Raw genomic sequence first — 22,996 nt, 5'->3', positions numbered from 1 at the left:
TCACATGAAACATTCCCCCCAAAAACGACTAACGCGATCGCGTCCTATGGATGTCAGTACGACAGAAGGTCTATACCATTTAAGCGCTGTTTCACGTGAAACATCCTACCAGACATCACCTATTCTTTAAGGGTTCCCCTTCGCAAAACATTAGGGTATGTTGATTGCAAGCACGACATTACCAATACCCCTATCGCATAAGATATAACAGTAAACCGAGGTCAGATGTAAAGATGGAGTTTTCTACGTTCGGTGACAAGTTCGCCCGCTATTCAGGTATCACCCAGTTAATGGATGATCTAAACGATGGTTTACGCAATCCAGATGCAATCATGCTTGGTGGCGGCAACCCTGCCCAGATCCCAGAGATGGTCGAATACTTTAACCAGCTCACAAGTCAAATGGCAGTAAGCGGTGAGTTGACCCAGGCACTGACAAACTATGATGGTCCCCAAGGCAAAAATACTTTCATCAATGCCCTCGCCCAGCTACTGCAAACACGCTATGGCTGGAACATCAGTGCTAAAAATATCGCGCTGACCAATGGAAGCCAAAGCGCTTTCTTTAATCTGTTTAATTTGCTGGCTGGTGATTTTCCAAATGGCACAAAAAAGAAAATACTGCTCCCCCTTGCCCCGGAATATATCGGCTATGGTGATTCTGGTTTAAGCGATGATATGTTCATCTCGTACCGCCCTGAAATCAGCTTACTGGATAACGGCCTATTTAAGTATCACATCGACTTTAGCGAGTTAGTGGTCGATGAAACGATTGGGGCGATTTGTGCTTCGAGGCCAACGAACCCAACCGGAAACGTCTTAACCGATGAGGAGATCGCTCACCTTGATCAACTCGCCCGTGAGCATGACATTCCATTAATTATCGATAACGCCTATGGCATGCCGTTCCCAGATATTATCTTTGAAGATGTCACGCCTTTTTGGAATGACAATACGATTCTGTGCATGAGCTTATCGAAGCTTGGATTACCAGGTGTACGTTGTGGCATTGTCGTCGCTAAAGAAGAAATCGCGACAGCAGTGGCAAATATGAATGGTGTATTAAGCCTTGCGCCTGGCAGTGTCGGCCCAGCGATTGCGTATAAGATGATAGAGCAACATGACCTAATGCGCTTGAGCGAAGATGTGATCAAGCCTTTCTATTTACGTAAATCCAAATATGCGGTTGAGCTACTGCAACAGGCAATTCCCGATCAACGCTTCCGCATCCACAAACCTGAAGGGGCAATGTTCTTATGGTTGTGGTTTAAGGACTTACCCATCAGTACGATGGAGCTATACCGCCGATTAAAAGCACGCGGAGTACTGATTGTTCCGGGTGAATATTTCTTTATTGGTTTAGAGGATGATTGGCAACATGGTCATGAATGCTTACGAATGAACTATGTGCAGGAGGATGCGGTCATGCAACGCGGGATTGCCATGATTGCAGAGGAAGTCGAAAAAGCATATTCAGCTAAATAAGCAAATTTGCCAAAACGAAACGGAACATCGGTGAGACCTAAGGGTGTTCGTTTCACGTGAAACATCGAACTAAACAAACATTAAAGGCCAGCAATGCTGGCCTTTCACACATCTATACTTCGTTATTTACTCGAAGCTATTGAGTTTGGCTTATGCACCTTCAATGAGGTGGCTACCGTTAATAGCGATCTTGCGTGGCTTCTGCTCTTCAGGGATCTCACGCTCAAGATCAATATGCAGCAAACCATTTTCCATCTGTGCACCCACTACTTTTACATAGTCAGCCAGCTGAAATTTACGCTCAAAATCGCGCTCAGCAATACCTTGGTAGAGGTACTGTCGAACCTCACCTTCGCTCGCCTCTCGTGTACCACATACAATCAACTTGTTCTGTTGCTGAGTAATATCAAGTTGCTCTTCAGCAAAACCTGCCACTGCCATTGTAATACGGTAATGATTCTCGTCTTGTTGCTCAATATTGTACGGAGGGTAGCCTGCATTGGCATTGGAGACATTCTTTTCCATCTGATTAAACAGACGGTCAAAACCAATAGCTGAACGGTATAGAGGAGTGAAATCGACATTTCGCATGGAATTATCCTTCTTATGAAGCAATACATTAATAACAATTTAAGTTGAAGTGGCTTTCCTCTGTAGGACAAGACCATCGCCGGCCCGTAATTCGGCACCCTGCTCTTCATAAATAGATATAAGGCTGATGATTTCGCTTTCCAACCCCCTACATAAAAAAAAGATAAAAAAAAACGCCGCAATCAATGCGGCGTTTTTACAACTAACTAGCGTGCGATAGCACTAAACATCAAGGTTAGCGTTTAGGGCGTTCGCTTCAATGAAGTTACGGCGAGGCTCCACCTGATCACCCATTAATGTAGTGAACAATTCATCTGCCGCTACAGCATCATTAATGGTTACTAGCATCATACGGCGTGATTCAGGATCCATGGTGGTTTCCCAAAGTTGCTCAGGGTTCATCTCACCCAGACCTTTGTATCGCTGTAGGCTTAGGCCACGGCGAGACTCTTTGATTAACCAATCAAGTGCTTCTTTGAAGCTTGATACTGGATTCTTACGCTCACCACGCTGAACATAAGCCGACTCATCAAGTAGCTCATGTAACGCTTCAGAAAGGTCAGCTAATTTACTGTACTCTTTTGAATTAAGTAGATCAGCGCTTAATGGGTACTCATACTCAACACCGTGGGTACGCACAACAACCTTCGGTAACCATTGGTTACTCTCTTCATCACGAAGAACTTCATGGCTATATTGGCTTTCACCAGATTGCTTCGCATTCAATGCTGCGACTAATGATGTTGTCCATGCATCAACAGCAGATTGCTCAGTTAACGCATCAACACCTAAACGTGGTTGATAAATTAACTCATTCAAAAGCAACGTTGGGTAGCGGCGGCTCATGCGCTCCACTAACTTACCAGCACTGTTAAACTGCTTAACCAAAGTTTCCAGCGCTTCACCAGAAATTGCAGGAGCACCTTCTGAGGTAAACAGTGCTGCATTATCCAATGCCAGTGCCACTTGGTATTGGCTCATGTCATCGTCATCTTGAATATATTGCTCTTGTTTACCTTTCTTCACTTTGTACAGTGGCGGCTGAGCAATATAAATATGACCACGCTCGATAAGCTCTGGCATTTGACGGTAGAAGAAGGTCAGCAATAGCGTACGGATGTGCGAACCATCGACATCGGCATCGGTCATGATGATGATGTTGTGGTAACGCAATTTATCCGGGTTGTATTCGTCACGACCAATACCACAGCCCATCGCCGTGATAAGCGTTGCTACTTCTTGGGAAGATAGCATCTTGTCGAAACGTGCTTTTTCTACGTTAAGAATTTTACCTTTAAGCGGAAGGATTGCCTGATTCTTACGATTACGCCCCTGCTTGGCTGAACCGCCAGCAGAGTCCCCTTCCACTATGTATAGTTCAGAAAGTGCAGGATCTTTTTCCTGGCAATCAGCAAGCTTGCCCGGTAGGCCAGCAAGATCAAGCGCACCTTTACGGCGTGTCATCTCACGGGCTTTACGTGCAGCTTCACGCGCACGAGATGCATCGATGATCTTGGAACAAACAATCTTCGCTTCGCTTGGGTTTTCTAGCAAGAATTCGCTCAGCTTCTCACCCATGGTTGATTCAACCGCAGGTTTTACTTCGCTTGAAACCAATTTATCTTTGGTTTGGCTAGAGAACTTTGGATCCGGTACTTTGACCGACACAACAGCCGTTAGGCCTTCACGTGCATCATCACCCGATGTCGCCGTTTTCGCTTTCTTAGAAAAACCTTCTTTATCCATGAAGTTATTCAAAGTACGCGTCAATGCGCCACGGAAGCCAGCAAGGTGACTACCACCATCTCGCTGTGGAATGTTATTGGTAAAACAGTAGATATTTTCTTGGAAACCATCATTCCATTGCATCGCAACTTCAACGGCAATGCCGTCTTCACGCTCTAGGTTAAAGTGGAAAACCTTCGAGTGGATTGGGGTTTTGTTGCGATTAAGGTGTGTAACGAAAGCCTGAATACCACCTTCATACATAAAGTGGTCTTGCTTGCCTTCCACACGCTCATCAATCAATTTGATTGAAACGCCAGAGTTAAGGAATGATAACTCACGAAGACGCTTAGCCAGAATCTCGTAATGGAATTCGATATTGGTGAAGGTCGCTTCACTTGGCCAAAAACGAATACGGGTACCCGTTTTTTCTGTTTCACCAATAACAGCTAGCGGTGCCTGAGGCTCACCATGGTGATACGTTTGCTGGTAAGTAGAACCTTGACGTTGGATCGTTAACTCGACTTTTTCAGACAAGGCGTTAACAACTGAAACACCAACACCGTGAAGGCCGCCAGAGACTTTGTAAGAGTTATCATCGAACTTACCACCAGCGTGAAGTACCGTCATGATAACTTCAGCGGCAGATACACCCTCTTCTGGGTGTAGTTCTGTTGGAATGCCACGACCGTCATCGCTTACCGATACCGAGTCGTCTTCATGAATGGTGACAATAATATCTTCACAGTGGCCAGCAAGAGCTTCATCGATTGAGTTATCGACAACCTCAAAGACCATGTGGTGCAAGCCTGTACCGTCATCGGTATCGCCAATGTACATCCCTGGGCGCTTACGGACCGCATCAAGGCCTTTTAGTACCTTGATACTTGATGAATCGTAGTTGTTGGACATTGAGTTACTCTCGCTTAAATTATCCTGCGGTTATTTTACCGTGTTCCACATGAAACATCTTGCCATTTTCATCATGCATTTCCGCTATTTGTTCAGCGTTAATGGCACTAATGAATACTTGGGCGTTGGTTTCCTTTAACCGTTGCGCTAACAGCGCACGCCGATGGCTATCCAGCTCGGAAGCAAAATCATCAATTAAATATATACACTGCTTGCCAGTCGTTTCAGATAAATGCAGCCCTTGTGCTAATCGTAATGCACACATCATCAGCTTTAGCTGACCTCGGGACAACACGTCTTCAACAGGGGTTCCGGCAACTTTAATCCGTAAGTCAGCTTTATGAGGCCCACCGACGGTATAACCTAGTTGGCTGTCACGCTCAAAATTGCGTTGTAGCAGCTCAGCATAGGGGGTTTCTTTCTCCCAACCACGGTAATAGCCGAGTTGGATATCAAATTCAGGTAGAAAGCTTTGGCAGATTTCATTGGCTTTCTGTTTTACAGCATCCAGGTAATCACTGCGCCATTGGCTAATACTTTCAGACAAGACGGCAAGCTCTTGATCCCAATAGCTCAACTCGCGGTAGCTTTTTGCTGTTTTGAGTAAGGCATTACGCTGTTTCGTTAATCGCTTTACCCTGCTCCAGGCATGATAAAATTGAGGCTCCACATGGAACACCCCCCAATCAATGAATGACCGGCGGTATTTAGGGCCTCCAATTAACAATTCAAACCCTTCAGGCGTAATTAACTGTAGCGGTAGAATACGTGCAAGCTGTGCAAGCTTTTGGCTTGTCTCTCCACCAATTTTCAGCTCTGTGGTTCCATCACGTTTCTTGTTGATGCCAACTGGCAACTCAAACGCAGAATCAGACTGAAGGCGGCCATGCACGAACAACTCTTGTTGCTCATGGCGGATCACCCGGCCGGTTAAGTGACTCCGAAATGAGCGGCCATGACCAAGAAAGTGAATGGCCTCCAGCACGCTGGTTTTGCCACTGCCATTCGCTCCCACAAGAAAATTAAAGCTTGCCGACAACGATAAGTCGCAAGCTTCAATATTACGGAAGTCTTTTACAATAAGACGGGTAAGTGCCATTCCCTACAGCCTGATAGGCATTACCACATACATGGCATCACCATTTGCACTGTCTTCCAGTAACGCACTGGCATTTGCATCTGATAATGACCAACGTACCTGATCACACTTCAGGGTATTAAGAACATCAAGTACATAGCTAACATTGAATCCGATTTCCAAGGCTTCGCCTTCATAATCAACATCCAAGAACTCTTCAGCCTCTTCTTGTTCAGGGTTATTGGCGGTAATGCGCATTTCCCCATTCGACAAGTTTACACGTACACCTCGGAATTTTTCATTCGACAAAATAGCAGCACGTGAGAACGCTTTACGCAATTCATCACAGCTTGCTTCAACATACTTAGTGCTATTTTGCGGCATGACGCGTCGGTAATCAGGAAAACGTCCATCAACCAGCTTCGAGGTAAAGACATAGTTATTAACCGCAGCACGAATATTCGACTGGCCGATCTGAATCGTAACCGGTGACTCAGGGCTGTCGAGCAAACGCATTAACTCCATCACCCCTTTACGTGGCACGATGATCTGCTTTGATGGTAGTTCCTGCTCGAGTTCAATGGCACATACCGCCATGCGGTGACCATCTGTTGCAACAGAGCGAAGACGCTTTTCATCCGTCTCAAACAACATACCATTAAGGTAATAACGTACATCTTGATGTGCCATTGAGAACTGGGTGCTATCAATAAGCTGACGCATCTGACCTTGTGGCAAGGTTACTTCAACGTCACTCTGCCAATCTTCAATATTCGGAAAATCAACCGCAGGTAAACATGATAATGAGTATCGGCTACGGCCTGAGCGGATAATCACTCGATCGCCCTCAAGGGTCACGGCAATATTCGCGGTATCCGGTAAGCCTCGACAGATATCAAGAAACTTACGAGAAGGTACGGTAATTGAACCCGGCTCAAAATCGGCCTCAAGCGCCAACTTAGCAATCAGTTCAACTTCCAAATCGGTCCCTGTCATCGACAGACAACCATCTTCAACCTGCAACAAAATATTGCCAAGAATTGGCAATGATGGGCGGCTACCTAGCGCACCAGCAACTTGCTGTAGCGGTTTTAATAAATGTTCGCGTGCAACAGTAAATTTCATATTATGATGACAGTGTTCTTATCAGGTTAGAGTAATCTTCTTTGATATCATGGCTTTCTTCACGTAGCTGTACTATTTTCCGGCAGGCATGAAGTACCGTTGTATGGTCTCGGCCACCAAATGCATCACCTATTTCAGGTAAGCTGTGGTTCGTTAGCTCTTTTGCCAATGCCATCGCCATTTGACGAGGACGAGCAACAGAACGAGAACGCCGCTTAGACAGCATATCTGCCATTTTTATTTTATAGTATTCAGCCACGGTCTTTTGAATATTATCAATCGTGACCAATTTTTCTTGAAGCGCGAGCAAATCGCGTAACGCCTCACGCACAAAATCAATGGTAATCGCACGTCCAGTAAAGTTGGCATTCGCGATCACGCGGTTTAATGCCCCTTCTAACTCACGTACATTTGAACGTAAGCGCTTCGCAATAAAAAACGCCACTTCATCGGCAAGGCGAATATTGTGGTTTTCTGCTTTTTTCATCAGAATCGCAACGCGGGTTTCCAACTCAGGTGGCTCAATTGCCACGGTCAGTCCCCAGCCAAAACGAGATTTAAGGCGATCTTCTACGCCATTGATCTCTCTTGGGTAGCGGTCTGAGGTCAAAATAATTTGCTGATTGCCTTCAAGTAGCGCATTAAAGGTATGGAAGAACTCTTCTTGCGAACGTTCTTTATTGGCAAAAAATTGAATGTCATCGATCAGTAGCGCATCAACACTGCGGTAATAACGCTTAAACTCTTCAATGGCATTGTTCTGTAGAGCTTTAACCATGTCCTGAACAAACCGTTCAGAATGCATGTACACCACTTTTGCATTTGGCTTTCGATCAGCAATGGCATTACCGACTGCATGCAATAAGTGTGTTTTACCCAAGCCTGTTCCACCATAGAGAAACAAGGGGTTATAAGCAGCACCTGGGTTATCAGCCACCTGACGACACGCCGCAAGACCTAGCTGATTCGACTTACCTTCAACAAAGTTATTGAAGTTGTGCTTAGGGTTAACATTCGAGCGGTAACCCGTCGATTGCGATTCAGGCTGCACAGGTGATGGCGCAGGCTCCCACGTGCGTGACGGTGCGTCTTCAATAATAAGCGGAGCTACAGGCTCTATCACTCTCGTTGGCGCTATCGGTTTCGGCACTGGTGGTGGTGCAGACACGGGTAAGCTGCCGACTTCAAAACGCAGGATCGGAACATCATTGCCGCAAAACTCGTTTAACAAGCGGTTGATGTTATTAAGGTACTTATCCCTAACCCAATCAAGCACAAAACGGTTCGGCGCAAACAAGGTCAGCGTATTATCGTTAAGCTCGGCCTGAAGAGGTCGAAGCCACATACTAAATTCTGTTGCAGGGAGTTCTTCTTGAAGGCGTTGAAGGCACTGCAACCAAAGCGAAGATGACAAGCTCGACTCCACACTGAATAACTAAACACAAAAAGGGATGCAATTTTATACCTCATAGACCTGAAGCGCCAGCAAAGAGATCGCAGATCCGATGAATAAGATCAGACTTATTCACATGGATCGCACAGAAAACCTTGAGATCAGCACAAATTCCCCCCGTATTACCCACAATTTTATGAACATCACTAATAGCTTTTAGTCACTTCACCTAACTAAAAGTTATTTTAAATGACTCCAAGTTATTTAAATAAACCTTATATAACCAGATAGGATGTTTAAAACAGCATATCGTTACAGCCACCTGAGGAGTAAACAGGATGAAAAGCTGGGTAAAAACAACATTTACGGCCGTCGCCTTTACACTTGCTGCAAGCCAGAGCGTAATGGCCGCGACTGATGTGAAAGTGGGTATGTCAGGACGCTACTTCCCTTTTACCTTTGTGAAGCAAGATCAACTACAAGGTTTTGAAGTCGATCTGTGGAATGAAATCGCGAAACGTAACGATTATAACGTTGAATTTGTCACGGCGAGCTTTTCGGGCTTATTCGGTTTACTAGAAACCGGCCGTATCGACACTATCTCGAATCAAATAACAATGACGGCTGAACGTCAGGCTAAGTACTTATTCTCACAACCTTATGTGATTGATGGTGCGCAACTCGTTGTACGTAAAGGCAATGACAAAATTACCAGTACTGCAGATCTAGCGGATAAAACGGTTGGGGTTAACCTTGGTTCAAACTACGAGCAGCTATTACGCCAACTGGATAATAGTAGCCAAATCAATATCAAGACCTACGACGCTGGGATTGAGCATGATGTGGCCCTAGGCCGTACCGATGCATTTGTCATGGATCGCCTATCGTCACTTGAGCTAATCAAGAAAGCCAACTTGCCGCTTCAATTAGCTGGCGAACCGTTCGAGAAAATCGAAAACGCATGGCCGTTTGTTAAAGGTGAAAAAGGCGAAAAGCTGCGTAATGACGTCAACCAGGCACTTGATGCGATGCGCGACGATGGCACGCTCAAAGATATTTCAATCAAATGGTTTGAGGCCGATATTACCCAGTAATACGACCCTACAAATTCCTTCATATACTTAAAGGCTCACCGCAAGGTGGGTCTTTCGCGCTTTATCACACTAATCACTCACAGAAGATGTATCCGTTATGGGTTTTGATTTTGATTATATGATCTCACTGCTACCGATATTATTTAACTATCTCGGTACCACGTTGGGAATGGCACTTTGGGGATTACTCTTTTCCCTTATTATTGCCCTGGTGCTGGCACTCGTGCGAGTTTACCGGATCCCCGTCTTCGACCAATTGAGCCAGCTCTATATCAGCTTTTTCCGCGGCACTCCTCTTCTTGTTCAGCTCTTCTTGCTGTATTACGGTTTACCGCAAGTCTTTCCTGTCTTTGTAGGTTTGGATGCCTTTTCCGCTTCTGTCATAGGCTTGAGTCTGCATTTCGCCGCTTATAAAGCTGAAAGTATTCGTGCCGCGATTATCGGCATTGATCGTAGTCAGCGTGAAGCCAGCTTATCCATAGGTATGACTGAGCTACAAGCTATGCGCCGTATTATTCTGCCTCAGGCAACGCGGGTAGCCTTGCCGTCATTAATGAATTATTTCATTGATATGATCAAATCCACCTCACTGGCCTTCACCCTTGGGGTAGCCGAAATCATGGCAGTAGCACAAATGGAAGCGTCATCGAGCTTTAAATTTTTCGAAGCTTTCATGGCTGTCGCCCTGATTTATTGGGGCATGGTGGTCATTCTCACGCGCGTTCAAAATTGGGCAGAAGTAAAACTCAATAAGGCCTATACACGATGATAAAAATTGAAAAACTCACCAAGCGCTTTGGCGAAAGTACCATTTTTTCAGGCTTGGATTTAACCATTAGTAAAGGCGAGATCGTGGTGGTTATCGGCCCATCAGGCACCGGAAAATCAACCCTATTGCGATGTGTCAACTTCCTCGAAACAGCGAATGAAGGCCATATCACGCTGGGGGATGTTTCTGTCGACACCCAGCAAGCAACGCCTAATGATGTGCTGGCTCTGCGTCGAAAAACAGGCTTCGTCTTTCAAAATTATGCTCTTTTTTCACACCTTACAGCTAGACAAAATATCGCAGAAGGGCTAATTACGGTAAAAAAATGGAAAAAAGCAGACGCTCATCAACGCGCACAACAGATCCTCGATGATATTGGCCTCGGCGATAAAGGGGATCACTACCCTGCCGCATTATCTGGTGGACAGCAGCAACGTGTCGGCATAGGCCGCGCGATGGCACTCGATGCTGATTTGCTCCTTTTCGACGAACCCACATCGGCTCTCGATCCTGAGTGGGTCGGTGAAGTACTTCAATTAATGCAAAAATTAGCCACTCGGCACCAAACCATGCTGGTGGTCACGCATGAGATGCAATTTGCTCGCGAAGTCGCTGATAGGGTGATCTTTATGGCTGATGGCGAGTTCGTGGAACAAGGCACGCCTGAACAGATCTTCTATCATGCTCAGGATCCCAGATTAAAAAAATTCCTAAATAAGGTCGGGATCCGTTAAGGATCCTTGCACTCCGCCATATAGGAAGTATAATTCAGCGCCCGCAGTTTACTGTTGGTATAATTATTGACTATTTAAGGGTCAGTGATTACAATTCCGCCTCTTTGCTTTAGAGGCACCGATTGTTCACAGTCGGGATACTCAAGCAAAACTTAAAAACTGATCAGTTAATTTAAGGTAAAACCCATGAAACGCACTTTTCAACCTTCTGTTCTAAAGCGCAAGCGTAGCCACGGTTTCCGTGCTCGCATGGCTACTAAAAACGGCCGCGCTACAATCAACGCTCGTCGCGCTAAAGGCCGTAAGCGTCTTTCTAAGTAATCTTTGATTATTTTGAATAAGTTCGCTTTTTCTCGGGAGTTACGTCTGTTAACTCCCGAAGATTATAAAAAAGTCTTCCAGCAAGCTCATCGTGCTGGCTCTCCTCATTTAACCATTCTTGCTCGTTCCAACAACCTTGACCATCCTCGTCTTGGCTTAGCTGTTCCCAAAAAACAGATCAAAACCGCTCCTGACCGTAATAGGTTTAAACGCATCACGCGTGAAAGCTTTCGTCTAAAGCAAGCCGATCTGCCAGCCAAAGATTTTGTTGTGATTGCCAAGAAAAGTGCCAATGAGTTGAGCAATGAAGAACTTTTTAAGTTGCTAGATAAATTATGGCATCGCCTGTCTCGCCCTTCGCGTGGCTAGTCTTAGGACTAGTCCGCTTTTACCAACTGGCAATAAGTCCGCTTATTGGGCCTCGTTGTCGCTTTACCCCTACATGTTCTCAGTACGCAATTGAAGCAATAAAAGCGCATGGAGCGATAAAAGGTGGTTGGTTCGCAGCGAAACGTCTATTAAGATGTCATCCTTTAAACGACGGTGGTTATGACCCCGTTCCGCCAACCAAGCATAACGACAGAGATCATTAACGATGGATTCCCAACGCAATATTCTGTTAATTGCCCTACTGTTTGTCTCTTTTCTGCTCTTTCAACAGTGGAACACGGACAACAGCCCTCAGCCTCAAAGCCAGGGTGTAGAGCAACAATTAAACAGTGGTGATGTTCCTTCACATACAAGTGATGGCCAGCCAATTACTGACCAAAACACTTCCAATAACCTTATCACCATCAATACAGATGTACTGGCGCTAACTGTCGATACGCTTGGTGGCGATATTCTCGAAGCTAAACTACTTGCTTACGATAACGAAATGGATTCGGAAGACCCATTTTTACTGCTAAGAAATGACCCTGGTCACAGCTTTACCGCTCAATCAGGTCTGATTGGTGCTCAAGGCATCGACACCGCAGCAGGTCGTGCACTGTTAACTGTCGACGGTGATACTTTCACCCTAGATGACGGTTCAGATGAAATTCGTGTACCGATGACGTATGAAGAAAACGGCATCAGCTACGTGAAAACGTTCATTCTAAAACGCGGCAGCTATGCTGTTGATGTTGAATACAGCGTTAACAACCAATCAGAAGCGGCAGCAAACGTACAAATGTACGCACAGCTAAAACAAAATCTGATGGATGATGGCGGCAGCCTGACCATGCCTACCTACCGTGGTGGCGCATACTCAGCAGACAGCGTGAAATACAAGAAATACAGCTTTGATGATATGCAGGACAAAAACTTGAACCTGTCTATCGCAGATCAAGGTTGGGCTGCAATGATGCAGCACTACTTCGTATCAGCTTGGATCCCGCGTACTGATGATGTAACGAACCTGTACACCCGTACCAGCAATGGCCAGGGCTATATCGGTGTTCGTATGCCAGCAACAACTGTTGCACCGGGTAGTGAGCAAACACTAACAGCAACGCTATGGGTTGGTCCTAAGCTTCAAGACCAAATGGCAGCAACCGCACCTAACCTAAACCTAACCGTGGATTACGGTTGGTTATGGTTCATTGCGAGTCCACTACATAGCTTGCTATCGTTCATTCAGGGTATCGTGGTTAACTGGGGTCTAGCAATCATCGTGCTAACCTTCATCGTTCGTGGTGCAATGTACCCGCTAACGAAAGCACAATACACGTCAATGGCAAAAATGCGCATGCTTCAGCCTCAGCTGACTGCAATGCGTGAGCGTTTAGGCGATGACCGCCAGCGTATGAGCCAAGAAATGATGGAGCTGTACAAGAAAGAGAAAGTGAACCCACTGGGTGGCTGTCTACCAATCTTGCTACAGATGCCTATTTTCATCTCGCTTTACTGGGCGCTGATGGAATCGGTTGAGCTACGTCATACGCCATTCTTCGGTTGGATCACTGACTTATCAGCACAGGACCCGTACTACGTACTTCCTCTTCTGATGGGTGCAAGTATGTTCATGATCCAGAAGATGAGCCCGACAACCGTTACTGACCCTATGCAGCAGAAGATCATGACCTTTATGCCGGTTATGTTTACTTTCTTCTTCCTGTTCTTCCCATCTGGCCTAGTACTTTACTGGCTAGTATCTAACATTGTAACGCTTATCCAGCAAACGCTAATTTACCGTGCGTTGGAAAAGAAAGGCCTACATTCTAAATAAGTTTGTAATCCAACAATGAGAAAAGGCGGCCTGTTGGTCGCCTTTTTTATTTCCCTTTATTGCCTGCTACAGTTTGCTACCACTGGGCATTCACAGCTAGTCTGTTTACAATTGCAGCGTATTTACCAAGCTAAGCCAAAATTATGATCGAACATACAGATACCATTGTTGCCCAAGCAACACCGCCAGGACGCGGGGGTGTTGGCATCATCCGCGTTTCAGGCCCGAAAGCCAAAGAAGTGGCGCTTGCTGTTGCAGGCCGTGAGCTAAAAACACGCTACGCAGAATACTTACCCTTTAAAAATGAAGATGGTACGTCGCTTGATCAAGGTATTGCCTTGTTTTTCAAAGGACCTAATTCCTTCACGGGTGAAGATGTACTCGAACTGCAAGGCCATGGCGGCCCCGTTCTTATGGATATGATGATCAAACGTATCCTAAAAATCACTGGTATCCGTGCTGCCCGCCCTGGCGAGTTCTCAGAACGTGCATTTATGAACGATAAACTCGATCTCGCGCAAGCTGAGGCGATTGCAGACTTAATCGATGCTAGTTCAGAAGAAGCCGCTAAAAGTGCCTTTAAATCGCTTCAGGGCGCGTTTTCGACTCGCATCAATGAACTGGTTGAAGCCCTTATCCACTTGCGGATCTACGTTGAAGCCGCCATTGATTTCCCTGAAGAAGAAATAGATTTCTTATCTGATGGTAAAGTCACCGGTGATCTATATGGCATTATTGACCGTTTAGAAGCCGTACGACGTGAAGCCAATCAAGGCGCAATCATGCGTGAAGGGATGAAAGTGGTTATTGCTGGCCGTCCTAACGCTGGTAAATCAAGCCTGTTGAACGCCCTATCCGGCAAAGACTCCGCCATTGTGACCGACATTGCAGGGACGACCCGAGATGTCTTGCGTGAACATATCCACATCGATGGCATGCCGCTGCACATAATTGACACCGCAGGCCTACGCGAAGCCTCTGACGAAGTAGAGCGTATCGGGATTGAACGGGCGTGGGAAGAAATTGAACACGCTGACCGGGTCTTATTTATGGTGGATGGCACCACCACAGAGGCCACCGACCCTGCCGAAATTTGGCCTGACTTTGTCGAACGACTACCTAAAAACCTTGGCATCACGGTGATCCGCAACAAGGTTGAGTTAACTGGCGAAGATGCTGGGATCTGCCACGTTAATAACCCCACTCTCATACGCCTATCAGCCCGTACAGGCGATGGCGTTGATAACCTACGTGATCACCTTAAAGAGTGCATGGGCTTCTCTGGTACAACAGAAGGAGGCTTTATGGCCCGCCGCCGTCATCTAGAAGCCTTAGAACAAGCCGCTAGTCACTTACAAATCGGTAAAGAACAGCTAGAAGGCTACATGGCCGGTGAGATCCTTGCTGAAGAGTTACGTTTAGCGCAGCAGCACCTAAGTGAGATCACTGGTGAATTTTCTTCAGACGATCTTCTAGGCCGGATCTTCACGTCGTTCTGTATCGGCAAATAAACGATCCCAGCAACACGATCCTGTCCGCAGCACAAACGCCTGTTTTTTGTGCTGTGGATTCTTTCCCCTCTTATGACCCACATACACCCCCGCATTTTTTGACGTTTTTCTCTCACGCCACAAGCAGTACAATCCCTCTTACACCCCTTTACTCCAAACTATAGAGATATTATGAGCCATATCACGCTAATTACAGGCAGCACCCTTGGTGGGGCCGAATACGTTGCCGATCACCTCTCAGAGCTACTCGAACAAGACGGCCACAGTACCGAGATCGTCAATCAAGCCGAGCTGTCAGCATTAAACATGCAAGGTATTTGGCTGATCGTTTGCTCAACCCATGGCGCAGGAGAATACCCAGATAATTTCCTGCTATTTGTACAACAACTAGAAGCGCAGCAACCAAGACTTAACGATCTTCAATATGGTGTTATTGGCCTCGGAGATAGCAGCTATGACACATTCTGTGCCGCCGCAAAAAGTGTCGATCAACTGCTAACATCATTAGGTGGAACACGTCTTGGAAAACGGTTAGACATCGATGTTTCACAAGATCCAATCCCAGAAGATCCCGCAGAAGCATGGCTTCAAACCTGGAAAACATCACTTTGTGGATAAAAAAAGGACAATAATTACCCCATAAAAGAGGTAATTTTAAACTTTTTTCTGTGGATAACTATGGATCTAAACGGTGATCAACCCATAGTTATCCATTTAATAACTTTATAGGCACTACACCCCTGTTGATAAGTAGCCATTTTGATCCCAGCTAATCCTTATGTTGATCCATGCTACTCCACAGCAAATGATCCTCTCTAACATCATGATCATTAGGATCAATTATCGGTTATCCACACGATCGGGCGATCTATATAATAGATCTAATAGAAGATCTCTTTAAAAGATCTTATATATATTTAAGAAGCTCGCTTTCGATGATCAAATGATCTTCAGGAAAGATTCTCTCTTTTCACGAAACAGGATAGAATGCTCCTCCTTTGCTCAAAGATAACCCACTGGCAATTTTGATTACCCGAGGTAGTTTCATGTTTTACCAGGACAATTTTGATGTCATCGTCGTAGGTGGCGGTCATGCAGGCACAGAAGCCGCATTGGCAGCTGCTCGTATGGGACAAAAAACCCTATTGCTAACGCACAACATCGATACACTGGGGCAGATGTCTTGTAACCCAGCAATCGGCGGGATCGGGAAAGGACACCTGGTTAAAGAAGTTGATGCCCTGGGTGGTTTAATGGCCCAGGCAATTGATAAGGGCGGAATTCAATTTCGTACCTTAAATTCCTCGAAAGGGCCTGCGGTTCGCGCCACTCGAGCTCAAGCCGACCGCGCATTGTACAAAGCCGCAGTCCGCGAAAAATTGGAAAACCAACCTAACCTAATGTTATTTCAGCAATCTGTTGATGATTTGATTGTTGAAAATGAACGTGCTGTGGGTGTGGTAACCGAAATGGGTCTTAAGTTTCGGGCAAAAACAGTCGTATTAACGGTAGGTACTTTCCTTGGCGGGAAAATTCATATTGGCTTAGAAAATTATCATGGCGGCCGTGCGGGCGATCCACCATCAATTGCACTGGCTACGCGTTTGCGTGAACTGCCATTTCGTGTTGATCGTTTAAAAACGGGAACACCACCGCGCATTGATGCACGCACTGTGGACTTTAGCCAGTTGCAGGTACAGCACGGTGATAACCCGACGCCGCTTTTCTCATTTATGGGCAAAGCATCAGATCATCCACGCCAAGTACCTTGTTTTATTACGCATACCAATGAGAAAACGCATGATGTGATCCGCAATAACTTGGATCGTAGCCCAATGTATTCAGGTGTGATCGAAGGGATCGGCCCACGTTACTGTCCGTCGATCGAAGATAAAGTGATGCGTTTTGCGGATAAAAATAGTCACCAAATTTTTATCGAGCCGGAAGGGCTAACGACACATGAGTTGTATCCTAACGGTATCTCGACAAGTCTGCCATTTGATGTACAGATTCAAATAGTACGTTCAATGCAGGGGTTTGAGAATGCGGCGATTGTTCGCCCTGGTTATGCTATTGAGTATGATTTCTTCGATCCACGTGATTTAAAACAAACCTTTGAAACGAAATTTATTGATGGTTTGTTCTTTGCTGGCCAGATTAACGGCACAACAGGTTACGAAGAAGCAGCAGCTCAAGGCCTATTGGCAGGTATGAATGCAGCGCTACAGTCACAAGGAAAAGAGGGCTGGAGCCCACGTCGTGACCAAGCTTATATGGGCGTATTGATTGATGATCTATCAACCATGGGTACGAAAGAACCGTACCGTATGTTTACGTCGCGCGCGGAATACCGTTTGTTATTACGTGAAGACAATGCAGATTTGCGCTTAACCGAAGCTGGTCGTGAATTTGGTTTGGTTGATGATGAGCGTTGGGCTCGCTTTAATCAAAAAATGGAAAACATGGAACAAGAACGTCAGCGCCTGAAAGGGTTGTGGATCACGCCAACCTCAGAACGCGTCGCAGATGTTAACGCAATCTTAAAAACACCAATAGCGCGAGAAGCCAGCGGTGAAGATTTATTACGTCGCCCTGAAGTGACCTATGAACAACTAACAAATATCGATATGTTTGGCCCTGCTCATGATGATACTCAGGCAAGTGAACAGGTTGAGATCCAGGTGAAGTACCAAGGCTATATCGATCGCCAGAAAGACGAAGTTGAAAAATCCTTACGTCATGAAAAAACCAAACTACCGTTCGAGTTAGATTACAGCCTAGTCAAAGGGTTATCGAACGAAGTGATCAGCAAGCTGAATGATGCTAAGCCTGAAACTGTTGGTATGGCATCGCGTATTTCAGGTATCACACCAGCCGCAATCTCATTGTTACTGGTGTACTTGAAAAAACACGGCATGCTGAAAAGAGGCGAATAGGAGTCATCTGTGAAACAACGTTTAACTCAATTGATCGCACAAACTGATTTAACGGTCACTGAACAGCAAATTGATCTGTTAGTGGGTTATGTCGCCATGCTACATAAATGGAATAAAGCGTATAACCTAACATCAGTTCGTGATCCGCAAGAGATGTTAGTGAAACATATTATGGATAGTATAATGGTAAGCCCTCACCTTCAGGGTGAGCGGTTTATTGATGTCGGGACGGGCCCTGGTTTACCAGGTATCCCATTGGCGATAATGAATCCTAACAAATCGTTTACCCTGCTTGATAGTCTTGGTAAACGTATCCGCTTCATTCGCCAAGTGATCCACGAGCTGAATATTAGTAACGTAACACCGGTACAAAGTCGCGTTGAAGAATTCCAACCAGAGGTTGGGTTTGATGTGGTCTTGAGCCGTGCCTTCGCGTCGATGAATGATATGGTATCTTGGTGCCATCACCTTCCGGCTAAAAGCGGACATTTTCTTGCTTTGAAAGGGCAATTTAATCAACAGGAAGTGGCAGAATTGCCTGAATGGTGTTCTGTGACAGAAGTCATATCTTTGCAAGTTCCAGAGTTAGATGGCGAGCGCCATCTAGTAGTCTTGGAAGCAAAGGGTTAATGGATGAGGTTTTTTTGTGGGAAGAGTCATAGCAGTAGCCAACCAAAAGGGAGGCGTGGGTAAAACCACAACGTGTGTTAACTTGGCAGCGTCATTGGCTGCGACACAGCGTCGGGTCCTGGTCATCGACCTGGATCCACAAGGGAATGCCACGATGGCGAGTGGTGTCGATAAGTACCAAGTTGATGCCACGGCATATGATCTTCTTGTCGAAGAGACCCCATTTAATGATGTCGTAATTACTGAGACCACGGGTAGCTATCATTTGATAGCTGCCAATGGCGATGTAACGGCAGCTGAAATCAAGCTGATGGAAGTGTTTGCGCGTGAAGTGCGGTTGCGAAATGCCTTAGAGGCAGTTCGTGATAACTATGATTTCATCTTTATTGATTGTCCTCCCGCATTAAACCTTCTTACAATCAATGCCATGACAGCGTCAGATTCTGTTCTTGTTCCAATGCAATGTGAATACTTTGCATTGGAGGGACTCACGGCATTGATGGACACCATCAGTAAGCTCACCGCGGTCGTCAACAGTGACTTAAAAATCGAAGGTTTATTACGTACGATGTATGATCCGCGTAATCGACTGGCCAATGAAGTGTCTCAGCAATTAAAGAAACACTTTGGCGATAAAGTCTACCGTACCGTGATCCCGCGTAATGTTCGCTTGGCTGAAGCGCCAAGTCACGGTCGTCCTGCGATGTATTACGACAAATATTCCAGTGGTGCTAAGGCTTATTTAGCTTTGGCGGGTGAAATCATTCGTCGTGACGAGCTGGCACAACAGGCCGGCACGGTCGACGCGTAAGGGTCAACCATGAACATGAATAAACGAGGCCTAGGTAAAGGCCTTGATGCATTGTTAGCAACAAGCTCTGTTGCACAAGCAAAACAACATAAAGCCGAACAGGCACAAACATTATCTGCCGATGGCGCATTACAAGAATTAGCCATCGGTCAGCTGCAGCCAGGTCGCTACCAGCCTCGAAAAGATATGTCAGATGAGGCATTGGCTGAGTTGGCTGAGTCGATTCGTGCACAAGGTGTCATTCAGCCAATTGTGGTGCGTGAAATCGCAGCGCAGCAGTATGAAATCATCGCTGGCGAACGCCGGTGGCGTGCATCGCGTCAAGCAGGGCTTCAGAAAGTGCCTTGTATCATTAAGAATGTGAACGACAGAGCCACTGTCGCGATAGCACTGATTGAAAACATTCAGCGTGAAGATCTTAATGCCATCGAAGAAGCACAAGCACTAGAAAGGCTGCAAAATGAGTTCTCGCTTACTCATCAGCAAGTCGCCGAAGCGGTTGGTAAGTCACGGGCTGCAGTTTCAAACCTACTGCGTTTGAATCAGCTCGAGGCACCGGTCAAGCGAATGGTTGAACAAAAATTGCTCGATATGGGACATGCTCGCGCGTTGCTCGCGTTGCCTGAAGAGTTGCAGTTAGAAGCTGCTCAAATTATCGTAACCAAAATGTTAACCGTTCGTGATGCTGAACGTTTAGTGAAAAAAATGTTAGCCCCCTCTCCAGAGCCTAAAGTTGCACCAGTTAACGTACAACTTGAAGCGGTAGAAAATCAGCTATCTGAGCGTTTTGGCACCCAAGTGGCGATTAATCAACAAAAAAGTGGCAAAGGAAAGATCGTTATCAGCTTTGATCAAGCCAACAAGTTAGAGCAACTTATTGCAATGCTTGAACATAAAGTGTGATGTAAAACGTGCTTATTTTGTTGCAAAAATTACAATGACGTGATCAGGTTATTGTGTTGTAAAATATAACAGTTTTTTTTGCTGCGATTAGATTGCATTCAATCTAATGAGCCGTATAATTTTCGCAGTTATCCCAGCACGTCGTATGTGCAGTGGAAAGGACTCGAGGAACGAATACATGGTATCGGCGCTAGTTAAACCAGGACGCCAATTGGCGAAGCGGTTACTCTTGCTACAATCTGGCGTCGTGTTGATAACGGCAATCATGGCAGTGTTTGCTGTCAGCGTTGACTGGGGAATCTCGGCTTTGATCGGTGGTGGCATTTTTGTAATTGCCAATACTGCATTTGCAGCCTGTGCCTTTTTATTCAGTGGTGCCCGCAAGGCACGACTAGTAATGGCATCCTTCTTTGGTGGTGAAGTATTAAAGATACTCATCACAGTCATCCTATTTGCCTTTGTTTACCTGTATATAGAGGTGGAACTTGTTCCCCTCAAACTGACCTATTTGCTGGCTCTTGGAATTAATATCTTTGGGCCGGTTTTATTCATTAACAACAACAAATAGGATGAGTTATGGCTGCGCCAGGTGAAGCGCTAACGCCGTCAGGTTACATTACTCACCACCTGACTAATTTGTCAGTGGGTGATGGTGGCTTCTGGACGGTGCATATAGATAGCCTGTTTTTCTCTGCTCTTACGGGTATAGCCTTCTTGTGGCTATTCCGTTCAGTAGCGAAAAAGGCGACATCAGGGGTTCCAAGTAAGCTACAGTGTTTTGTGGAAATGGTGGTTGAATTCGTTGATAGCAACGTTAAAGATACCTTTCATGGCCGCAACCCACTCATCGCTCCCTTGGCATTGACTATTTTTTGCTGGATCTTACTGATGAACGTCATGGACTTAGTGCCAATTGATTTTCTTCCGTATGCCGCAGAACATGGTTTAGGTATTCCTTATCTTAAGGTTGTACCAACTGCAGATGTTAACATCACCATGGCAATGGCGTTAGGCGTGTTCGCATTGATGATCTACTACAGCATCAAAGTGAAAGGTCTTGGCGGTTTTGCTAAAGAACTGGCTCTTCACCCGTTCAATCACCCGGTTATGATTCCGTTCAACCTGCTTCTTGAAATTGTTTCGCTACTTGCGAAGCCGATTTCACTGGGGATGCGTTTGTTCGGTAACATGTTCGCAGGTGAGGTGGTGTTTATCCTAATCGCGGCATTGATGCCGTGGTGGGCACAATGGCTAGGCTCGGTACCGTGGGCAATTTTCCACGTCCTAGTCATTACAATTCAAGCATTCGTGTTTATGATGTTGACTATTGTGTACCTGTCTCAGGCACATGAAGACAATCATTAACGATTATTTGTAAATATTTTTAATTTTTACTGGCACTTTAGCCGACAACTATAAACTGGAGATAGTGATGGAAACTTTACTAAGCTTTTCTGCAATTGCCGTGGGCATCATTGTAGGTCTTGCTTCCCTTGGTACAGCGATCGGCTTCGCACTTCTAGGTGGTAAATTCCTTGAAGGTGCTGCTCGTCAGCCTGAAATGGCACCAATGCTGCAAGTTAAGATGTTCATCATTGCGGGTCTGCTTGATGCGGTTCCAATGATCGGTATCGTAATCGCTCTACTATTCACATTCGCAAACCCATTCGTTGGCCAACTAGCTGGTTAATAGAATAAACGATTGGACCCATAGCAACCCTTTTTAAGGAGATGCGTTGTGAATATGAATGCAACCTTGCTGGGTCAGGCAATTGCCTTCTTTATGTTTGTCGTGTTCTGCATGAAATATGTATGGCCACCAATCATGGAAGCGATTGAAGAACGTCAGAAGAAAATTGCTGACGGTTTAGCAGCGGCAGATCGCGCTGCTAAAGACCTGAACCTAGCGCAGGCAAATGCTTCTGATCAACTGAAAGAAGCAAAACGCACTGCAACTGAGATTATTGAGCAAGCTAACAAGCGTAAAGCTCAAATCGTCGATGAAGCGAAGGCTGAAGCCCTTGCTGAGCGTGAAAATATTCTGTCTCAAGGCCTTGCTGAGATTGAAGCAGAACGTAACCGCGCTCGCGATGAATTAAGAAAACAAGTTGCAACTCTGGCCGTGATTGGTGCTGAGAAGATTATTGAGCGTTCGATTGATAAAGACGCCCATGCCGATCTTCTTAACAAAGTCACTGCAGAACTGTAATTAAAGGGGCAAGCACATGTCGGATATGACTACTATCGCACGCCCCTACGCTAAAGCAGCTTTTGATCTTGCGGTTGAGCAAGGTGAGACAGCCCAATGGGCTGAAATGCTTACCTTTGCTGCCGAAGTAGCGAATAACGAAACGGTTCAGGATATCCTGGACAGTGGTTACGCTGCTGAAAAGCTCACTGAAATCTTTGTTTCGGTGTGTGGTGAGCAACTCAACGAATTCGGTCAAAACCTATTAAAGGTGATGGCTGAAAATGGGCGCCTGAAAGCACTTCCTGCTGTATGTGACGAGTTCATGTTACTGAAAAGTAATCATGAAAAAACTATCGATGCTGAGGTGACCTCTGCGGTTGCCCTTGACGATAGCCAACTTGACGCAATTAGCACGAAGCTAGCACAGCGCCTTGACCGTAAGGTTAAGCTGAATTGCAGTGTAGACGAGACCCTGATAGCTGGGGTTGTAATTAGAGCTGGAGACTTGGTCATCGATAACTCAGTACGCGGCAAGTTAGACCGCCTGAGCGATACTTTGCAGTCTTGATTTGGGGAATT

Annotated in this window: 24 protein-coding genes; 19 read left to right on the top strand and 5 right to left on the bottom strand. The window is 45.7% G+C overall.

Translation table 11 applies throughout. The features are described 5' to 3' along the window. Window positions 1-233: 233 nt before the first annotated feature. A complete protein-coding gene (locus tag L4D09_RS16560; protein ID WP_428458618.1) occupies window positions 234-1,484 on the top strand; it encodes a valine--pyruvate transaminase in 1,251 nt (416 codons plus the stop codon). A gap of 150 nt (window positions 1,485-1,634) precedes the next feature. On the opposite strand, the gene ibpA is transcribed toward L4D09_RS16560, so the two are convergent. From ibpA to dnaA, 5 genes are all read right to left on the bottom strand, one after another. After that, complete coding sequence (gene ibpA, locus L4D09_RS16555) at window positions 1,635-2,075, bottom strand: small heat shock chaperone IbpA (protein WP_428458617.1); 441 nt, start codon at window positions 2,073-2,075, stop codon at window positions 1,635-1,637. A 222-nt stretch (window positions 2,076-2,297) separates the two neighbouring features. Next, on the bottom strand, window positions 2,298-4,712 hold the full coding sequence (gene gyrB, locus L4D09_RS16550) for a DNA topoisomerase (ATP-hydrolyzing) subunit B (protein WP_428458616.1): 2,415 nt from the start codon (window positions 4,710-4,712) through the stop codon (window positions 2,298-2,300). Between the two features lie 19 nt (window positions 4,713-4,731). Then, window positions 4,732-5,811, bottom strand: a complete 1,080-nt coding sequence (gene recF / locus L4D09_RS16545) for a DNA replication/repair protein RecF (protein ID WP_428458615.1) — start codon at window positions 5,809-5,811, stop codon at window positions 4,732-4,734. Between the two features lie 3 nt (window positions 5,812-5,814). Continuing rightward, the gene (dnaN, locus tag L4D09_RS16540) at window positions 5,815-6,915 is read right to left on the bottom strand and encodes a DNA polymerase III subunit beta (protein WP_428458614.1); all 1,101 of its coding nucleotides are present in this window, start codon (window positions 6,913-6,915) and stop codon (window positions 5,815-5,817) included. Window position 6,916: 1 nt separating this feature from the next. Next, window positions 6,917-8,329, bottom strand: a complete 1,413-nt coding sequence (gene dnaA, locus L4D09_RS16535; RefSeq protein ID WP_428458613.1) for a chromosomal replication initiator protein DnaA — start codon at window positions 8,327-8,329, stop codon at window positions 6,917-6,919. Window positions 8,330-8,646: 317 nt separating this feature from the next. On the opposite strand from dnaA, the gene L4D09_RS16530 reads away from it, so the two are divergent. The 18 genes from L4D09_RS16530 to atpH all read left to right on the top strand — a co-directional run bounded on the left by L4D09_RS16530 (window position 8,647) and on the right by atpH (window position 22,985). After that, the gene (locus L4D09_RS16530) at window positions 8,647-9,402 is read left to right on the top strand and encodes an amino acid ABC transporter substrate-binding protein (protein ID WP_428458612.1); all 756 of its coding nucleotides are present in this window, start codon (window positions 8,647-8,649) and stop codon (window positions 9,400-9,402) included. Window positions 9,403-9,499: 97 nt separating this feature from the next. Next, window positions 9,500-10,171, top strand: coding sequence for an amino acid ABC transporter permease (locus L4D09_RS16525; protein WP_428458611.1), 672 nt, complete (start codon window positions 9,500-9,502; stop codon window positions 10,169-10,171). Further along, window positions 10,168-10,905, top strand: a complete 738-nt coding sequence (locus L4D09_RS16520; protein ID WP_428458610.1) for an amino acid ABC transporter ATP-binding protein — start codon at window positions 10,168-10,170, stop codon at window positions 10,903-10,905. Before L4D09_RS16525 ends, L4D09_RS16520 begins: the two co-directional genes overlap by 4 nt. A 186-nt stretch (window positions 10,906-11,091) precedes the next feature. After that, a complete protein-coding gene (gene rpmH / locus L4D09_RS16515) occupies window positions 11,092-11,226 on the top strand; it encodes a 50S ribosomal protein L34 (RefSeq protein WP_006233350.1) in 135 nt (44 codons plus the stop codon). Between the two features lie 12 nt (window positions 11,227-11,238). Continuing rightward, window positions 11,239-11,595: a ribonuclease P protein component gene (gene rnpA, locus L4D09_RS16510; RefSeq protein ID WP_428458609.1), complete on the top strand. Its 357-nt coding sequence runs from the start codon at window positions 11,239-11,241 to the stop codon at window positions 11,593-11,595. Then, window positions 11,562-11,819 (top strand): membrane protein insertion efficiency factor YidD, encoded by a 258-nt coding sequence (gene yidD, locus L4D09_RS16505; RefSeq protein ID WP_428458608.1) that lies wholly within the window; start codon window positions 11,562-11,564, stop codon window positions 11,817-11,819. Before rnpA ends, yidD begins: the two co-directional genes overlap by 34 nt. Window positions 11,820-11,821: 2 nt before the next feature. Further along, entirely contained in the window at window positions 11,822-13,435 is a 1,614-nt protein-coding gene (gene yidC / locus L4D09_RS16500) for a membrane protein insertase YidC (protein ID WP_428458607.1), read from the top strand. A gap of 143 nt (window positions 13,436-13,578) precedes the next feature. Further along, window positions 13,579-14,946: a tRNA uridine-5-carboxymethylaminomethyl(34) synthesis GTPase MnmE gene (mnmE, locus tag L4D09_RS16495; RefSeq protein WP_428458606.1), complete on the top strand. Its 1,368-nt coding sequence runs from the start codon at window positions 13,579-13,581 to the stop codon at window positions 14,944-14,946. A gap of 171 nt (window positions 14,947-15,117) precedes the next feature. Further along, window positions 15,118-15,564, top strand: coding sequence for an FMN-binding protein MioC (gene mioC / locus L4D09_RS16490; RefSeq protein WP_428458605.1), 447 nt, complete (start codon window positions 15,118-15,120; stop codon window positions 15,562-15,564). 428 nt (window positions 15,565-15,992) lie between these two features. Then, the gene (mnmG, locus tag L4D09_RS16485; protein ID WP_428458604.1) at window positions 15,993-17,882 is read left to right on the top strand and encodes a tRNA uridine-5-carboxymethylaminomethyl(34) synthesis enzyme MnmG; all 1,890 of its coding nucleotides are present in this window, start codon (window positions 15,993-15,995) and stop codon (window positions 17,880-17,882) included. Window positions 17,883-17,891: 9 nt separating this feature from the next. After that, window positions 17,892-18,512, top strand: a complete 621-nt coding sequence (gene rsmG / locus L4D09_RS16480) for a 16S rRNA (guanine(527)-N(7))-methyltransferase RsmG (protein ID WP_428458603.1) — start codon at window positions 17,892-17,894, stop codon at window positions 18,510-18,512. A 16-nt stretch (window positions 18,513-18,528) separates the two neighbouring features. Next, window positions 18,529-19,323 carry a ParA family protein gene (locus L4D09_RS16475; RefSeq protein ID WP_428458602.1) on the top strand — a complete coding sequence of 265 codons (795 nt, stop codon included), beginning with the start codon at window positions 18,529-18,531 and terminating at the stop codon, window positions 19,321-19,323. A gap of 15 nt (window positions 19,324-19,338) precedes the next feature. After that, complete coding sequence (locus L4D09_RS16470) at window positions 19,339-20,226, top strand: ParB/RepB/Spo0J family partition protein (RefSeq protein WP_428458636.1); 888 nt, start codon at window positions 19,339-19,341, stop codon at window positions 20,224-20,226. 178 nt (window positions 20,227-20,404) lie between these two features. Continuing rightward, the gene (locus L4D09_RS16465; RefSeq protein ID WP_428458601.1) at window positions 20,405-20,794 is read left to right on the top strand and encodes a F0F1 ATP synthase subunit I; all 390 of its coding nucleotides are present in this window, start codon (window positions 20,405-20,407) and stop codon (window positions 20,792-20,794) included. 8 nt (window positions 20,795-20,802) lie between these two features. Beyond that, window positions 20,803-21,591, top strand: coding sequence for a F0F1 ATP synthase subunit A (gene atpB, locus L4D09_RS16460; RefSeq protein WP_428458600.1), 789 nt, complete (start codon window positions 20,803-20,805; stop codon window positions 21,589-21,591). A 67-nt stretch (window positions 21,592-21,658) separates the two neighbouring features. Further along, window positions 21,659-21,916, top strand: a complete 258-nt coding sequence (gene atpE / locus L4D09_RS16455; protein WP_005372317.1) for a F0F1 ATP synthase subunit C — start codon at window positions 21,659-21,661, stop codon at window positions 21,914-21,916. Between the two features lie 48 nt (window positions 21,917-21,964). After that, the gene (atpF, locus tag L4D09_RS16450; RefSeq protein WP_428458599.1) at window positions 21,965-22,435 is read left to right on the top strand and encodes a F0F1 ATP synthase subunit B; all 471 of its coding nucleotides are present in this window, start codon (window positions 21,965-21,967) and stop codon (window positions 22,433-22,435) included. Window positions 22,436-22,451: 16 nt separating this feature from the next. Beyond that, window positions 22,452-22,985, top strand: coding sequence for a F0F1 ATP synthase subunit delta (atpH, locus tag L4D09_RS16445; protein ID WP_428458598.1), 534 nt, complete (start codon window positions 22,452-22,454; stop codon window positions 22,983-22,985). Window positions 22,986-22,996: the final 11 nt, after the last annotated feature.

It is taken from the genome of Photobacterium makurazakiensis (assembly GCF_050336715.1).
GTDB lineage: Bacteria > Pseudomonadota > Gammaproteobacteria > Enterobacterales > Vibrionaceae > Photobacterium > Photobacterium makurazakiensis.
Note: the sequence above shows the minus strand (reverse complement) of the source record. Positions and strands in the feature narration are given on the sequence as shown.

Coding starts and splice junctions, on each gene's coding strand:
- dnaN (WP_428458614.1), bottom strand. CDS start 6,915: ATGAAATTTACTGTTGCACGCGAACATTTATTAAAACCGCTACAGCAA.
- mioC (WP_428458605.1), top strand. CDS start 15,118: ATGAGCCATATCACGCTAATTACAGGCAGCACCCTTGGTGGGGCCGAA.
- gyrB (WP_428458616.1), bottom strand. CDS start 4,712: ATGTCCAACAACTACGATTCATCAAGTATCAAGGTACTAAAAGGCCTT.
- L4D09_RS16470 (WP_428458636.1), top strand. CDS start 19,339: ATGAATAAACGAGGCCTAGGTAAAGGCCTTGATGCATTGTTAGCAACA.
- L4D09_RS16520 (WP_428458610.1), top strand. CDS start 10,168: ATGATAAAAATTGAAAAACTCACCAAGCGCTTTGGCGAAAGTACCATT.
- mnmE (WP_428458606.1), top strand. CDS start 13,579: ATGATCGAACATACAGATACCATTGTTGCCCAAGCAACACCGCCAGGA.
- rpmH (WP_006233350.1), top strand. CDS start 11,092: ATGAAACGCACTTTTCAACCTTCTGTTCTAAAGCGCAAGCGTAGCCAC.
- atpB (WP_428458600.1), top strand. CDS start 20,803: ATGGCTGCGCCAGGTGAAGCGCTAACGCCGTCAGGTTACATTACTCAC.
- mnmG (WP_428458604.1), top strand. CDS start 15,993: ATGTTTTACCAGGACAATTTTGATGTCATCGTCGTAGGTGGCGGTCAT.
- recF (WP_428458615.1), bottom strand. CDS start 5,811: ATGGCACTTACCCGTCTTATTGTAAAAGACTTCCGTAATATTGAAGCT.
- atpH (WP_428458598.1), top strand. CDS start 22,452: ATGTCGGATATGACTACTATCGCACGCCCCTACGCTAAAGCAGCTTTT.
- atpE (WP_005372317.1), top strand. CDS start 21,659: ATGGAAACTTTACTAAGCTTTTCTGCAATTGCCGTGGGCATCATTGTA.
- L4D09_RS16530 (WP_428458612.1), top strand. CDS start 8,647: ATGAAAAGCTGGGTAAAAACAACATTTACGGCCGTCGCCTTTACACTT.
- ibpA (WP_428458617.1), bottom strand. CDS start 2,075: ATGCGAAATGTCGATTTCACTCCTCTATACCGTTCAGCTATTGGTTTT.
- L4D09_RS16525 (WP_428458611.1), top strand. CDS start 9,500: ATGGGTTTTGATTTTGATTATATGATCTCACTGCTACCGATATTATTT.
- L4D09_RS16560 (WP_428458618.1), top strand. CDS start 234: ATGGAGTTTTCTACGTTCGGTGACAAGTTCGCCCGCTATTCAGGTATC.
- yidD (WP_428458608.1), top strand. CDS start 11,562: ATGGCATCGCCTGTCTCGCCCTTCGCGTGGCTAGTCTTAGGACTAGTC.
- yidC (WP_428458607.1), top strand. CDS start 11,822: ATGGATTCCCAACGCAATATTCTGTTAATTGCCCTACTGTTTGTCTCT.
- L4D09_RS16465 (WP_428458601.1), top strand. CDS start 20,405: ATGGTATCGGCGCTAGTTAAACCAGGACGCCAATTGGCGAAGCGGTTA.